We start from the raw sequence: 13,994 nt of genomic DNA, 5'->3' as shown, positions 1-13,994 counted from the left end.
AATATATATTATATCTTTTCAGCAACTCTTAATTTGGCACTTCTTGCTCTATTATTGATTTTGATTTCCTCATTATCTGGAACAATCAATTTTCCTATTGTTTTAAATGGAACTGAAAAATTTCCGAAAAAATCTCTTTCTGGTTCTCCTTCAAACATTCCGTTTTTGATAAATCTTTTTACCAGACGATCTTCTAAAGAATGATAAGAGATTACAGAAAATCTTCCTCCTGGTTTTAAAACCTCCAATGACTGCTCGATGAATTCTTTCAAAACATCCATTTCCTGATTTACCTCAATTCGAATAGCCTGATAAATCTGGGCCAATATTTTATTTCGAACTTTCTCTGGCAAATATTTCTTCAAAACATCTTTTAATTCGTCTGTCGTTTTGATCGGATAATCTCTTCTTGCCTCTACAATTGTTCTTGCTAAAACCGGTGCATTCTTCAACTCCCCATAATCAAAAAAAACACGACGTAAATCCTGTTCTTCATATTCGTTAACCACCCGATAAGCATTCAAATCATTTTTTTGACTCATCCGCATATCTAGTTCGGCATCAAATCTGGTTGAAAAACCTCTTTCTGGAACATCGAACTGATGTGACGAAACTCCTAAATCTGCCAAGATTCCGTCTACCGCTTTTACTCCGTGAAAACGTAAAAATCTTTTTAAAAACCTAAAATTCTCATTTATCAAGGTAAACCTTTCGTCTGGCAATGCATTTGCAAGTGCATCTTCGTCTTGATCAAATGCAAACAGCCTTCCGTTTGGCCCTAATCTTTTTAAAATCTCTTTTGAATGACCACCGCCTCCAAACGTAACATCTACATACACACCATCAGGTTTAATATTTAAACCATCTACTGTTGGATGAAGCAAAACCGGATTATGATATTCCATTGTCGTCGTCATTAATATTTCCCATTACTTCTTCGGCTAAATCTGCAAAATCCATATCTTCGCCGCTTATTGATTTTTCGTATAAATCTTTATCCCAAATCTCCACAATATTAACCGCAGATGAAAAAACCACATCTTTAGAAATACTTGCAAACGTTACCAAATCTTTTGGAACAAGCAATCTTCCTAATGCATCAACCTCAACCACTTTAACACCAGCAGTAAACCTTCTAATGAAATCGTTATTCTTTTTTACAAAGCGATTAAGCTTGTTGATTTTTTTCATCATCGCATCCCATTCTTCCATAGGATACAATTCTAAACACGGCTGAAAAACAGAACGCTTCAAAACAAACCCGCTTTGAAGAGAAGCAGTCAATTGCTTTTTCAAAGGTGCAGGCATCATCAGCCTCCCTTTAGCATCGACTTTACATTCATATGTTCCAACAATTGTGTTCAAAAAAAACTAGTTAACATGTTATACAGCAAAAATATAAAAAATATTACCACATTTTACCACTTTATACCACTTTGTTAATAAGTTTAACCACATTGCTACCACTTTCTATAATTAACAAACAATCAATACATTAACTATTAATTAACAGATTAATAAATACGTTATTCATTCGAAAAAATAATGCGCTAATTTTCTTAAAAAATTGATTATAATGCAGATTTATTAACATTTTAAGATTTTAACAAAACATGCATTAATTACTGGTTTTTAACGGATTAGAAATTCTACCGAAATTATCTAGTTAAAAAATGGCAGCAAAAATTCATTTTTATTTATTTAACCCTATATTTGTCGAAATTGAAATTGGCATTAGATTAGATGGACAAACACTACAAAAAAGAAGGCAAATACAGCTATTTTGAAGCTGGAGAAGGTACACCTATCGTTATTCTGCATGGGTTAATGGGAGGTCTTAGTAACTTTGATGGTGTAGCACAATATTTCCCAACAAAAGGATATAAAGTTGTTATCCCGGATTTGCCAATATATACTCAAAGTATTTTAAAAACTAACGTAAAAAGTTTTGCCAAGTACGTAAAAGATTTTATTACTTTTAAAGGATTTGACAAAGTAATTCTTCTGGGAAATTCTTTAGGAGGACATATTGCATTGTACCACACAAAGCTTTATCCCGAAAAAGTTGCTGGACTTGTAATCACTGGAAGTTCTGGTCTTTACGAGAGTGCAATGGGAGACAGTTACCCTAGAAGAGGCGATTACGAATACATCAGGAAGAAAGCTGAAGATGTATTTTATGACCCAAAAATTGCAACTCCTGAACTTATTGATGAAGTGTACGCAACCGCTAATGACCGCATCAAATTAATTAAAACTTTAACGATTGCTAAAAGTGCAATTCGTCATAATATGGCTAAAGATTTACCAAAAATGGATGTAGAAACCTGCATTATTTGGGGTAAAAATGACTCTGTAACGCCGCCAAATGTTGCAGAAGAATTTGATAAATTATTGCCAAATTCAACTTTATATTGGATTGACAAATGTGGACACGCCGCTATGATGGAACATCCTGATGAATTTAATGAAATTCTAGAGAAATGGCTCACTGAGCAGAAATTATAGCCTCTGACTTTCGATTTTAAGAAGGTTTTAAAAAACAAAATACATGAAAATTAATAGCGCCGAATTTATTATCAGTAATTCTGATGCTTCAAAATGCCCAGCTGAGTTTCTGCCGGAATACGCATTTATAGGCCGATCAAACGTAGGTAAATCATCGTTGATAAACATGATTACCAACCATAAAAATTTAGCAAAAACATCTGGAAGACCAGGAAAAACTCAATTAATAAATCACTTTAAAATCAACAATAATTGGTTTTTAGTCGATTTACCAGGTTACGGTTATGCTAAAGTTTCAAAAAAAACTAAATCTGTTTTTCAGCAGTTTATTACTGATTATTTTGAAAACAGAGAACAATTGGTCTGTGCTTTTGTTTTGATTGATATTCGCCACGAAGCCCAAAAAATAGACATTGAATTTATGTCTTATATGGGAGAAAGCGAAATTCCGTTTTGTATTATTTTTACTAAAGCTGATAAAATCAGTAAAGTAAAAGTAGACTCTCATATTGCTGCTTACAAAAAACAAATGTACGCCAACAACTGGGCTGAAATGCCGCAATATTTCGTAACCTCATCTACAGAATCAATCGGAAAAGAAGAACTTTTGTCTTACATTGATGAAGTAAACCAAGAAGTTTTTAAGAACAACAGCGGATTTTTAAATTCTATTTAAAACATCAATTCTAAATATTTAAACTCCAAATTCCAAAGTATTAAAAATGGAATTTGGAGTTTTTTTATTATTAGTCATCAGTTTTAGAAAATTAGAGAATATCTTTCAACTTGAATTCCTTAGCATTCCTTTTATATCTTAAAACTTTCCATTCTTTAAATATTAAGAATTGATACAAGATGTAAAACAAAGAATTAAAAAACCAAAAATCAAGTACAAATGGTTCAGTAAAAATTACTGAATCGGTATTACCACTCAAAAAAATACTTAAACTGCTGATAAGGTAAATTATCAATCCATTAGAGAAATACAAATAATCTAGTTTAGCAATTCGAATATTTTGTATCACAAAAGTAAGTGCATATACAATCAGTAACACTGAGGTAACACCAATTTCAAACAAATTAAACTTCCAGTAAAGATCTGGTTTTCTGTAATATTGTATCACCAATAAAATTAAAACCAGTACAAGAAAAAAAAGTACTGCATTTTTCAACCTAACATTTGTAAACAAACTCCAGAAGAATATACTTAAAGCAATAAATTGAAAAATAAAGTAGTAATGGGAAAGGAAAAAATTTGATCCCGGTCTATAAAACCCAATAATATTACAGCACAATTCCTGCACAAATAAAAACATCAGATAAACCGTAATTATGAAATACTGGACATCTTTGTTTTTTCGCGTCGTATAAAAAAGAATGCTATTTAACAACAAAAAAAATAATCCGACAAGACTTACTAGAAATGGGAACAGCATACAATCTAATTTTACCTTACTAAAGTAATCTATAAAAATAAACCTCCTTAAAATTTTTGATTAATTTTATTTTAAAAGCGAAAGAAGATACCTTAAAGAGGAAATAAAAAATCCCAAATTCCAATTTTTAAAGCTTGGCATTTGGGATTTCTTTTTTTTATTAGAATTTTTATTGTTTTGTCAGCTCCAATTTTTCAGCGAAATAATCACAGAAATCTTTCATGGTGTCAGACATTTTTTCATCGTCTGTAGCACGTTTAAAAGTATCTGACATTGCTACTAGAGTCTGGTGGAAGAAAATCTTCATTTCGTCTACCGGCATATCTTTTGTCCATAAATCGATACGCATTGTTTCTTTTGCTTTACTGTCCCAAATAGACAACATTATAGCTTTTGCTTCTTCAGCGTTAACTCCGCCATCTTGAGCGCTCCAAGTTAATTTTTCGGGAACGCGGTTTTCGTCTAATTCTACGTTGAATTTAATCTCTGAATTTATTGTGTCTGCCATTATTTCTTAGGTTTATATTTTGATTTTTCGAAAATCTCTTTCGGCTGAACTTTAAATAATTCAGCTAAAGAAACATTATTGTTTTTCATATAAGAACGCACCATCTGCCACCCAATCCAAGCGCCTACACGGCCTGGAGAATCGTTGTCTATTTCCAAATAAAATTTAGAAAAAGGAGCTGGTGTCATAAATCGCGTTGTCAATTTTGGATCATCGCTGTACAGCATTTCATTTTCTATAAAATAACGCCACATATAGGCTTCATTTTCTTCACACCATTTAATCTGCTCTGGTGTATAACCCATTTTTTCTGCATCTGTATAATCTGGAAGAAGCAGGTCTTTTGCATAAAGCTGTTTTCCTTCAAAAACCATTTGAGCCACTAAACTCCTGTCTGGTAAATTTGGGATATTTCGGTAAGAAAAACTCGAAACTACATCTGGCATAATCTGTCTTTCCTCAAAATTCTGTTTTAAATAGTTTGGAAATTCATAAAACTTATGATCTTTCCCCAGATAGAGTTCTAAAGCTACAATTACAAGGCTATCTGCATAAATTGCTTTTGCACTGTAATCCATCTCACCAATAACTGTAATGACTTTTGGAATTTTAGTTTTAGGGAAATAATATTTTACGTGTTGAAAAAGAGCATCAAACTCTTTACGAACTGGTTCAAAATTGCTGTATTTTTTTTGTACCTCTTCATAAACTTCCTTCCAGATCGGATCGTTCATTTTCTGCAGCCAAATATTGTCATCATTGCCGGCAGGAAAGAAAAAAGGATATTGTTTTTTCACCTTTGCAAGATCTTGAGGTTTGGTCTCAAAAAATACCTTATCAAAACGTTCTACTTTTATATCAACGGGAATTTCTTCTACTTCTTTTTCAACCTTAGATTTTTGATCGCAAGACAAAAAAAACAGGCACAGAACCACTGCAAAGCGATAAATTTTCATTTTATTTTAATTAGATTTGTGTTACCAGAATTTAAAGTAAATGTATACTTTGAAATAATTCTGCAAATATACATCCCTGCATTTTAAAACTTAAACTATTATGGCTAAAAAAAGTACAATTCAGACAGAAAAAGTAAATACGCATATTGTAGAGTGGTTAAAAAATTATGCCAATAACGCAAAAGTAAACGGTTTTGTAATCGGAATCTCTGGCGGTGTAGACTCTGCGGTAACTTCAACTTTATGCGCGCAGACAGGACTGAAAGTATTGTGTGTAGAAATGCCTATTCATCAGGCAGAAAGTCAAGTAAGCAGAGCAAAAGAACATATTGAACAGCTAAAAAAGCGTTTCCCAAATGTTTCTGATGTTCAAACTGATTTGACTGAAACTTTTGAATCTTTTAAAAATGCTGTTCCCAAAACAGATGATGATGCAAAAGTAAGTTTAGCATTGGCCAATACACGCGCTCGTATCAGAATGACTTCTTTGTATTACTTAGCTGGTCTTCACGGTTTACTAGTTGCTGGAACTGGTAATAAAGTAGAAGATTTTGGAGTAGGTTTTTACACTAAATATGGAGATGGCGGCGTAGACTTAAGTCCGATTGCCGATTTAATGAAATCTGATGTTTATGCATTAGGAGAATTTTTAGAAATTCCGCAGTCAATTTTAACAGCAGCACCTACAGATGGATTATTTGGTGACAATCGTACCGATGAAGATCAATTAGGAGCAAGTTATGATGAACTCGAATGGGCAATGTTAACCGCGGAGTCAGGAAAAACGGCGGATGACTTCGAGGGGAGAGAAAAATCTGTCTTTGAAATTTATAAAAGATTAAACACCAGCAATAAGCATAAAATGGACCCAATTCCGGTGTGTACTATACCAAAAACGTTAAAATAATTTTTTTTAACATTTGTCTGCAATTAATTACAGAATTTATTTATTAATTTTACAGTTCCAAAAACATGAACAATTCTAAAAAAGGTAAAAATTATGATTAAAGTATGTCTAGCAGACAATCATCCTGTGACGCACTTTGGCGTTAAGTCTTATTTTAAAGACCACGATCAAATTTCAATTGTTGCCAACGTAGGCAATTTTTCAATGGTTAGAGACATTCTTCAGACGAAGGAGATCGACATTTTAATTTTAGATTTAGAATTAGAAGGTCTTTCAAGCATCTTTGAAATTAAATCTATCCTAAAAAATTTCCCAAAAACAAAAATTGTTATTTTCAGTGATCTTGCTGAGCAAATGTATGCTCCAAATGCAATTAAAGCAGGAGTTTCCGGGTATGTACACAAAACAGAAAAACTAGAAACACTAGGACATTCTATTATCAAAGTACACGAAGGAAAAATTATCATCAACGAAACAGTACGCAAAAACATGGCCCTTATTGCGAAACAAAGCAAAAGCGAGCGTCTGTACAGAAAACTTTCAAATCGCGAGATCGAAGTTTTGCGTTACTTAAGTGATGGAAAGAAAAACAATGAAATCTCTAAAATCTTAAACCTGAACGAAAAAACGATCAGTACTTACAAACTGAGATTATTGACTAAATTAAATGTTACTAATTTAGTTGACTTAGTAAATAAAGCGAAGACTTTAGAAATTATTTAATTACAAATCGAAGATCTTAATTTTATTTTTTAAGTAAATCGGAAATCTTTATAAAAACTCTATCTTTTGATTCATCATTAGATAGAGTTTTTTTCTTTTAATGATATGGCACTACTACTCGCCCTAATTTCTTAGAAAAATTATTTAATAATTTAGAATAATCCACAACCATACTCAAAACTTCAGAATTATCTTCCTGCGGATTTGTCAAAAGAGAATTTTTCAATTCTGCAATAATTCCAGATACCAAATACCATCGCATTGAAAAAATAGTTTCAGAAACATTTTGTTCTATGGTTTCGCTTTTATGTTTTGGATAAATATTCTGCCCTTCCCAATTATGAATGGTAACTCTTTCATCTTCCATTAAAATATTGGTTACTTCCTGAGCAAATTCGGGCTGTAAATGCATCAAATATTTATCTAAACTAAAAGTCTCATTTTGATTGTAGAAATCAATTATATTGTTGTAAATATTTTGAAATAATGTATTCGACAATTCTACCTCATCTTCTTGTAGACTTAAATACACTTTTTCAAATACTTTATATTCTCTTTTTTCAGAAACCTCTTTTATGTTTCCTTCTTCATCTGTCTTTAAGAAAACATCTTCGAAATTTTCGACCACACTTCCGTACAAAAGAAGAATTTCAATAATTTTTCTTTCAAAGCCGTATAAAATATTTACCTTTTCTGCTGGTGCTTCTGGATAATAACCCGGTTCTCCAGGATAATCATCTGGCGGTCCGGTTCTTGGGTCTTCGGGATCACCTCCTGAAAATCCTGCATTTTTTGGAGGCTGATTTCTATGAACTTCAAAAGGCTTTTGATCCTGTTTTTGTTTTTTGTTCGCCTCTGCAATATCCTTTTGAATTAACTGCGCCAGGGTACTTACCAAAACCTGCTCCGAAATATCCATTATTCGCGCACATTCCTGAATATATACTTCTCGCTGAATACGATCTGGTATTTTAGAAATACTCGTAACCATATCACGAATCAGGTCGGCTTTTTTGATTGGATCATTTTTAGCTTCACCCATCAAGATCGAAGCTTTAAACTGTATAAAGTCTTTACTGTTTTCTTCTAAATAAGCAACTAATGCATCATGCGAATTTTTACGCGCAAAACTGTCTGGATCTTCTCCGTCAGGAAAAGAACAAACCCTAACATTCATTCCTTCTTCCAAAATCAAATCGATTCCTCGAATTGACGCTCTTAAACCTGCAGCATCTCCATCAAAAAGTACTGTAATATTTCTAGTCAGACGATTTATCAAACGAATCTGGTCTGGCGTTAAAGCTGTTCCTGAAGAAGCCACAACGTTTTCAATTCCTGCTTGATGAAACTGAATTACATCGGTATAACCTTCAACTAAATAACAATTGTTTTGTTTGGCTATAGATTGCTTGGCATGATAAATTCCGTAAAGGACTTTGCTTTTATGGTAAATATCACTTTCTGGCGAATTTAGGTATTTTGCCGCCTTTTTATCATTAGTCAAAATACGTCCTCCGAAACCTAAAACACGTCCCGACATACTTTGAATTGGGAACATTACACGTCCTTTAAAACGATCAAAAGGACGGTCTTCTCGGGCAATTGTTAATCCTGTACTTTCTAAAAATTCTAATTTATATCCTTTTCCAAGGGCTTCTTTCGTCAAAGCATCCCAAGTTTCTGGAGAGTATCCTAAGTTGAACTTTTTAATCGTTTCATTGGTAAAACCTCTTTCTTTAAAATAAGATAAACCAATTGCTTTTCCTTCTTCACTATTGAGGAGAACATCCTGAAAATATTTGGCCGCAAATTCAGAAACCAAATACATACTTTCGCGGATGTCTGTATTTGCTTTTTCTGCTTCTGATTGTTCTGTTTCTTCAATTTCGATATTATACTTTCTGGCTAAATAACGAATGGCTTCTGGATACGTAAACTGCGAATGTTCCATCAAAAATTTAACAGAGTTGCCGCCTTTTCCCGTACTAAAGTCTTTCCAAATCCCTTTTGCCGGCGATACCATAAACGAAGGAGAGCGCTCATCTGAGAATGGACTCAATCCTTTGAAGTTACTTCCTGCACGTTTTAAATTCACAAAATCGCCGATAACCTCCTCTACTCGAGCAGTTTCAAAAACAGAATCTATGGTATTTTGTGAAATCAAAGTCTAATATATTTTTAAAGTTGAGAGCTTGTAAAAATACGGAAATCCTATTTGAATTTTAATCATTTTTAAAACAAAAAAGCATCTCGTTTGAGATGCTTTTTTTACTAACTAAACGACCAATTCTTTTAGTTTAAATCTACTCGAAGTCCTAACGAAATGTTATTCTCTTTGACTAAATTATTCTGAAATAATGGATTTAAATCGTATTTAAAATATAAACTCAATTCTCTATAACCGATATACGAACTCAGACCGTAAATAAAATTATTTACATTGTAATCGCCTTTTATTGTGGTTTTATATTTTAAATCTTCGTCTTCAAATTTTAAAATCTGTTTTGACTTTACATTGATTCCCGCATAGCCTCCAATTCCAAAACGGAAACTTCTATGTGTTTTAAAATAAGTTTTTCCGTTGCTTTCCACTGGTCTTGAAAAATCAAACTCTAAATGTACAGGCGCAACCAAATAGACATTTCTAAAACGAGATTCATTTAAATTAACCGAATTCACTTCCAGATTAGTCTGCTCTCCATTTACAACAAAACTTCTGTTATCTGTAGGACGAATATTATTGTACACTAATGAAAGTCCGTATTTGGCATGAAGCAGATTATCATTTTTCAATAATCTTGAGTTATACGTAAAACCCCATTCGTAAAAATGCGAACCGATAAAACTGTAATTGGAATCCTGAAGCTTTCCATCGACCATCATATTATTCAATCCCATTGCAAATACAAATTGAGAAGTGGTTCTTTTTTCGCCGTGGATAGAATCTTTGGTGTCTTTATGAGATTTCCAGCGAATCATATAGACTTTAGAAGAATCTTCTTTTATCTTTCCATCTACTTTTTTCTGCACCAAATCATTTAATTCATTTTGTGCCAAAGTAATTTTTTCTTCAATAATTACAGCTCGAGCTTCTGCAAGTTCTTTTTTGCGTTTATCAGCCTGTTCCTGCGTAATTTTACCTTCAGATAATTGAACATTTACAGCTTCAACTTCTTCTTTTAGAGCTTCTTTCTCTTCTTTAGTAATTTTCTCAATTTTATTAGCGATTCTTTTCGCTTCAGATTCAAAAGTTTCCTGCCCCATTACTTTGCTTATCAGTAAGAAAAAGAATAGAATGAAATAAATAGTAATATTTTTCATGATTGATTGATTTTAAAAATGATTGATGATTGATTTTTAATTATTAATTGTTGATTGTTAATGGTTAATTTTTGATATGAATTTGATGTTGAAATTGCCATTGTCATTGCCTCTACTCTTTTTGATTTCTATTCGATAAAGCGACTTTGACATCTTGAAAGTTCTTGTTTACTTTGGTAATCATTTTTTCTCTAAAAGAAAGCTCTAATTCACCGTCTACCTGATTCAGTAAATCGCTGGCATTGATTTTTACTTTTGCCTTTTTAGTAGAACTTTCGGCTAAAACTTTATTTTCTGCAGTTTCTAATAACTGATCTACATTGGAATTTTTAGCATTCTCTGTAATTAAGACTTGATTGCTGGCTGATTGTTTTTCTTGATTGTTTTTGATGATGATTGAAGACTCCGCTATTTGATTTGATTCATTTTTATTGGTTTTATTTGAAATTTGATTGTTCAATTTTTCTTGTTTTGCTGAAACTTGTTCTGAAGTTTTTTCAGCAATTGCATTTTCAGTTTTAATTGAATCTATATTATTTATAGCTGGTTTTGTAACTGATTCTTTTTGGATTTCCTTTTCAACCACTACAGTTTTTGGAACTTCAACTGCGTTTTTATTTTGATTGAAAAACAAAGTCCCCACCAATAGAAATCCGATAAAGCTGGCAGCGATGTACAACCATTTTCTTTTCGATTTTTTATTTGAGTTAATCGTAATTGGTTTGTTCTCTTCTGCTACACTCAACATTGCATCCAATCGATCCCAGGCTTTATTGCTTGGTTCAATTTTTCTCTCGTTAAGTTTATCACGGAAATCCTTTTCAAAACTATTCGGTTCCATTATCTTGTTTTTTTAAAATACTAATTTGTGTTTGCAGCATTTTTCTAGCGTGCGATAATTGCGATTTTGATGTTCCTTCATTAATTCCTAACATCTTGGCAATTTCATTGTGTTTGTAACCTTCAATTGCGTATAAATTGAAAACCATTTTATAACCATCTGGCAGAGCATCAATTAAATATTGAATCTGTTCTACAGTAAACTGGCTGTCGATTTCATTAAAACTTTCTTCTACAAAAAACTCATCTTCGGCAAATTTTACTTTTTTCTGAACTCTTAAGTACGAAATGCATTCGTTAACCATAATTCGGCGGATCCAGCCTTCAAAACTTCCTTTGTGTTCAAAGTTTTTTAAATTCGTAAACACTTTCATAAATGCTGTTATCATTACATCTTCTGCCAGCTGAATGTCTTTTATATATTGACGACATACACTTAACATTTTTGAAGAAAACTTACTGTAAATCTGCTGTTGTGCCTGACGATTATTCTCGACAGCCAACTTTATGATTTTAGTTTCTTCTTGATGTAAATGAATAATTTTCATTTATAAGCTTTTGGTTTTTGGTTTGTTTTTGGTTTTAGAAACAGACTTCTATTAGCATAGACGATTGTCGATTTGAAATGGTTGCATGAGAGTAAAAAAAAAATAAAATTTTAAATTCCAAATTCGAAAAATTGGATGTATTCTTTATTTCATGCATTGTCAAGCTCACATAAAAACAAAGAAAATCAAAACAATAGCTTCGTTTACTATTAATTTGAAATCTTTTAAAAATTATTTTCTGTCTCATTTATACTTTTTTAGTAATTTGTAAGTTTAAACTTTCAATTTAAAAATATTGATTCTTATTAATAATGAAAAAAATCTGCCTATTAATACTTATTTTACTCTGTTCCTGCCAACAAAAGAAATTTGAACAAAAAGAAAATACGAAAATAGATTCTACATCTAAAGAGCATAACACTTCAGAAGAAAATATTGAAGTGGATTCTAAAAAATTTATCGGTACAAATTGGTTCAAAGTTTTTAAAACAGATACAATTATTGCCAGTGAAATGTACTGGAAAAAAATAATTGAAAAAGATTCATTAATTAAAATATTTAAAGCTGACTTTTTTAAGTCACCTCCATTAAAAGATAAGAAAGTAAAATTCTTTTGGTATGATAATCAAGTTGATCCTGGAACTTTAATAAATAAAGAATATTGTAAAACAATGTCAGAGCCTGAGCGCGCAGCTCTTGGTTTTGTCGCAAAATTATCGAATACTTTCGACACTTATTATGATAAGGGAAATAAGAGTTGTTCCATACATATTGCTTTAAATTTAGATTATCCATGTTCAAAAAAATATAAATATTTTATGCAATATTGGTTTAGAAATGATACTAAATATTTAAATTCAATAAACAATTGCTCTCCAGTACAAGAAACATTTGCAGGATCATCAAATTTTGATGCTTTTAATGAAATAAGCATAACTGTAAAAGGGAATAATATATTTATCGATTATGAAATTGGAGAGTCTGGCCGTGATATTCGGCACTGCAAATGGAATAGTAAAATTAGTTTTTTAGTCGACAAAGACAATATTAAAGTAATTGATTGGAAAGAATCAGAAGAAGACTGCGAATACTATTACCCTAACTATAGCGATCATTTACCTCCTCCCGGATATAAAGATGATGGGACTGGCACATATCGTCTAGTTAAAAAATCTAAAAAGAAATAAAACCTATTTCTTCCTCTCAATAACGTAATTCACCATCAAAGTTAGAGCATCTTTATACTCAGAATCTTCGAAGTTTTGAAGCAGAGAAAGCGCTTCCTGCTGGAATTGCACCATTTTGTCTTCGGCGTAAGCCAAACCATTGTTGCTTTTTACAAAGGCAATAACTTCTTTGACGCGTTTCTTGTCTTTGTTGTGGTTTTTGATGGAGTTTATCAGCCACTTTTTTTCCTGCGGAGTACAAGTATTTAAAACGTGAATTAAAGGCAGTGTCATTTTTTGCTCTTTAATATCGATTCCGGTTGGTTTACCTATTGCTTCTTCGCTGTAATCGAATAAATCGTCTTTAATTTGAAAAGCCATTCCGATCAACTCACCAAACTTTCGCATGTTTTCTACCTGAGCATCATCTTCAATTACGGCTTTCGCGCCAAGCGCACAACAAGCTGCAATAAGTGTTGCGGTTTTCTTTCGAATAATTTCGTAGTAAACATCTTCGGTAATATCGAGTCTGCGGGCTTTCTCTATTTGCAGTAATTCACCTTCGCTCATTTCGCGAACGGCTACAGAGATAATTCTCAGTAAATCAAAATCTCCATTATCGATAGAAAGTAATAAACCTTTAGACAATAAATAATCTCCAACCAAAACTGCAATTTTATTTTTCCAAAGCGCATTGATAGAGAAAAATCCGCGGCGGCGATTACTATCATCCACAACATCGTCGTGTACTAAAGTTGCTGTGTGAATCAGCTCAATTACTGAAGCTCCGCGATACGTTCTTTCGTTTACAATACCGCCAGAAACCATTTTTGCAGTAAGAAAAACAAACATCGGACGCATTTGTTTTCCCTTACGGTTTACGATATAATAAGTAATTCTGTTTAGCAAGGCAACCTTCGAGGTCATCGATTCATGGAACTTTTTTTCGAAAAGTTCCATCTCGTTAAAAATAGGCTGCTTTATTTGAGACGTAATATTCATTTAGACTTCAAATATACTATTTTTAATAAAAATACGTTGTGTATTTTAGGTTAGGATTTTAATATTTTATGTCTTAATC

The 13,994-nt window shown here is 32.3% G+C and carries 14 protein-coding genes; 5 read left to right on the top strand and 9 right to left on the bottom strand.

The features are described 5' to 3' along the window. Window positions 1–8 precede the first annotated feature (8 nt). Window positions 9–917, bottom strand: coding sequence for a 16S rRNA (cytosine(1402)-N(4))-methyltransferase RsmH (gene rsmH / locus EDB96_RS04750; RefSeq protein ID WP_208326182.1), 909 nt, complete (start codon window positions 915–917; stop codon window positions 9–11). Continuing rightward, window positions 892–1,365, bottom strand: a complete 474-nt coding sequence (mraZ, locus tag EDB96_RS04745; protein WP_134139448.1) for a division/cell wall cluster transcriptional repressor MraZ — start codon at window positions 1,363–1,365, stop codon at window positions 892–894. The genes rsmH and mraZ overlap by 26 nt, the downstream gene beginning before the upstream one ends. A 378-nt stretch (window positions 1,366–1,743) precedes the next feature. Here mraZ and EDB96_RS04740 point away from each other — a divergent pair, with 378 nt between their 5' ends. Both EDB96_RS04740 and yihA read left to right on the top strand, forming a co-directional pair. Continuing rightward, a complete protein-coding gene (locus EDB96_RS04740; protein ID WP_057117196.1) occupies window positions 1,744–2,508 on the top strand; it encodes an alpha/beta fold hydrolase in 765 nt (254 codons plus the stop codon). A 43-nt stretch (window positions 2,509–2,551) separates the two neighbouring features. Further along, the gene (yihA, locus tag EDB96_RS04735; protein ID WP_057117197.1) at window positions 2,552–3,184 is read left to right on the top strand and encodes a ribosome biogenesis GTP-binding protein YihA/YsxC; all 633 of its coding nucleotides are present in this window, start codon (window positions 2,552–2,554) and stop codon (window positions 3,182–3,184) included. Between the two features lie 929 nt (window positions 3,185–4,113). On the opposite strand, the gene gldC is transcribed toward yihA, so the two are convergent. Further along, window positions 4,114–4,452, bottom strand: a complete 339-nt coding sequence (gldC, locus tag EDB96_RS04730; RefSeq protein WP_057117199.1) for a gliding motility protein GldC — start codon at window positions 4,450–4,452, stop codon at window positions 4,114–4,116. Further along, on the bottom strand, window positions 4,452–5,408 hold the full coding sequence (gene gldB / locus EDB96_RS04725) for a gliding motility lipoprotein GldB (protein ID WP_057117200.1): 957 nt from the start codon (window positions 5,406–5,408) through the stop codon (window positions 4,452–4,454). The genes gldC and gldB overlap by 1 nt, the downstream gene beginning before the upstream one ends. 100 nt (window positions 5,409–5,508) lie before the next feature. Here gldB and nadE point away from each other — a divergent pair, with 100 nt between their 5' ends. Then, window positions 5,509–6,315, top strand: a complete 807-nt coding sequence (nadE, locus tag EDB96_RS04720) for an NAD(+) synthase (RefSeq protein ID WP_134139446.1) — start codon at window positions 5,509–5,511, stop codon at window positions 6,313–6,315. Window positions 6,316–6,408: 93 nt separating this feature from the next. Next, window positions 6,409–7,038, top strand: coding sequence for a response regulator transcription factor (locus EDB96_RS04715; RefSeq protein ID WP_008467169.1), 630 nt, complete (start codon window positions 6,409–6,411; stop codon window positions 7,036–7,038). Between the two features lie 97 nt (window positions 7,039–7,135). Here the strand turns inward: EDB96_RS04715 and dnaG are convergent, their stop codons facing one another. From dnaG to EDB96_RS04695, 4 genes are all read right to left on the bottom strand, one after another. After that, window positions 7,136–9,202: a DNA primase gene (dnaG, locus tag EDB96_RS04710; protein WP_134139444.1), complete on the bottom strand. Its 2,067-nt coding sequence runs from the start codon at window positions 9,200–9,202 to the stop codon at window positions 7,136–7,138. 128 nt (window positions 9,203–9,330) lie between these two features. Beyond that, the gene (locus tag EDB96_RS04705; protein WP_134139442.1) at window positions 9,331–10,359 is read right to left on the bottom strand and encodes a hypothetical protein; all 1,029 of its coding nucleotides are present in this window, start codon (window positions 10,357–10,359) and stop codon (window positions 9,331–9,333) included. A gap of 112 nt (window positions 10,360–10,471) precedes the next feature. After that, entirely contained in the window at window positions 10,472–11,200 is a 729-nt protein-coding gene (locus tag EDB96_RS04700) for a hypothetical protein (RefSeq protein WP_134139440.1), read from the bottom strand. Then, the gene (locus EDB96_RS04695; RefSeq protein ID WP_134139438.1) at window positions 11,187–11,747 is read right to left on the bottom strand and encodes an RNA polymerase sigma factor; all 561 of its coding nucleotides are present in this window, start codon (window positions 11,745–11,747) and stop codon (window positions 11,187–11,189) included. Before EDB96_RS04695 ends, EDB96_RS04700 begins: the two co-directional genes overlap by 14 nt. Before the next feature lie 311 nt (window positions 11,748–12,058). On the opposite strand from EDB96_RS04695, the gene EDB96_RS04690 reads away from it, so the two are divergent. Then, window positions 12,059–12,934 (top strand): hypothetical protein, encoded by an 876-nt coding sequence (locus EDB96_RS04690; RefSeq protein WP_134139436.1) that lies wholly within the window; start codon window positions 12,059–12,061, stop codon window positions 12,932–12,934. A 3-nt stretch (window positions 12,935–12,937) separates the two neighbouring features. On the opposite strand, the gene EDB96_RS04685 is transcribed toward EDB96_RS04690, so the two are convergent. Further along, window positions 12,938–13,915 (bottom strand): polyprenyl synthetase family protein, encoded by a 978-nt coding sequence (locus EDB96_RS04685; RefSeq protein WP_134139434.1) that lies wholly within the window; start codon window positions 13,913–13,915, stop codon window positions 12,938–12,940. Window positions 13,916–13,994 lie beyond the last annotated feature (79 nt).

The sequence above is a fragment of the Flavobacterium sp. S87F.05.LMB.W.Kidney.N genome (assembly GCF_004366435.1).
GTDB lineage: Bacteria > Bacteroidota > Bacteroidia > Flavobacteriales > Flavobacteriaceae > Flavobacterium.
Note: the sequence above shows the minus strand (reverse complement) of the source record. Positions and strands in the feature narration are given on the sequence as shown.

What these genes read in the sequence shown, in the direction of transcription:
- EDB96_RS04685 (WP_134139434.1), bottom strand. Translation starts at nt 13,915, where the DNA reads ATGAATATTACGTCTCAAATAAAGCAGCCTATTTTTAACGAGATGGAA.
- gldC (WP_057117199.1), bottom strand. Translation starts at nt 4,452, where the DNA reads ATGGCAGACACAATAAATTCAGAGATTAAATTCAACGTAGAATTAGAC.
- nadE (WP_134139446.1), top strand. Translation starts at nt 5,509, where the DNA reads ATGGCTAAAAAAAGTACAATTCAGACAGAAAAAGTAAATACGCATATT.
- EDB96_RS04705 (WP_134139442.1), bottom strand. Translation starts at nt 10,359, where the DNA reads ATGAAAAATATTACTATTTATTTCATTCTATTCTTTTTCTTACTGATA.
- EDB96_RS04715 (WP_008467169.1), top strand. Translation starts at nt 6,409, where the DNA reads ATGATTAAAGTATGTCTAGCAGACAATCATCCTGTGACGCACTTTGGC.
- gldB (WP_057117200.1), bottom strand. Translation starts at nt 5,408, where the DNA reads ATGAAAATTTATCGCTTTGCAGTGGTTCTGTGCCTGTTTTTTTTGTCT.
- EDB96_RS04700 (WP_134139440.1), bottom strand. Translation starts at nt 11,200, where the DNA reads ATGGAACCGAATAGTTTTGAAAAGGATTTCCGTGATAAACTTAACGAG.
- EDB96_RS04690 (WP_134139436.1), top strand. Translation starts at nt 12,059, where the DNA reads ATGAAAAAAATCTGCCTATTAATACTTATTTTACTCTGTTCCTGCCAA.
- EDB96_RS04740 (WP_057117196.1), top strand. Translation starts at nt 1,744, where the DNA reads ATGGACAAACACTACAAAAAAGAAGGCAAATACAGCTATTTTGAAGCT.
- rsmH (WP_208326182.1), bottom strand. Translation starts at nt 917, where the DNA reads ATGACGACGACAATGGAATATCATAATCCGGTTTTGCTTCATCCAACA.
- EDB96_RS04695 (WP_134139438.1), bottom strand. Translation starts at nt 11,747, where the DNA reads ATGAAAATTATTCATTTACATCAAGAAGAAACTAAAATCATAAAGTTG.
- yihA (WP_057117197.1), top strand. Translation starts at nt 2,552, where the DNA reads ATGAAAATTAATAGCGCCGAATTTATTATCAGTAATTCTGATGCTTCA.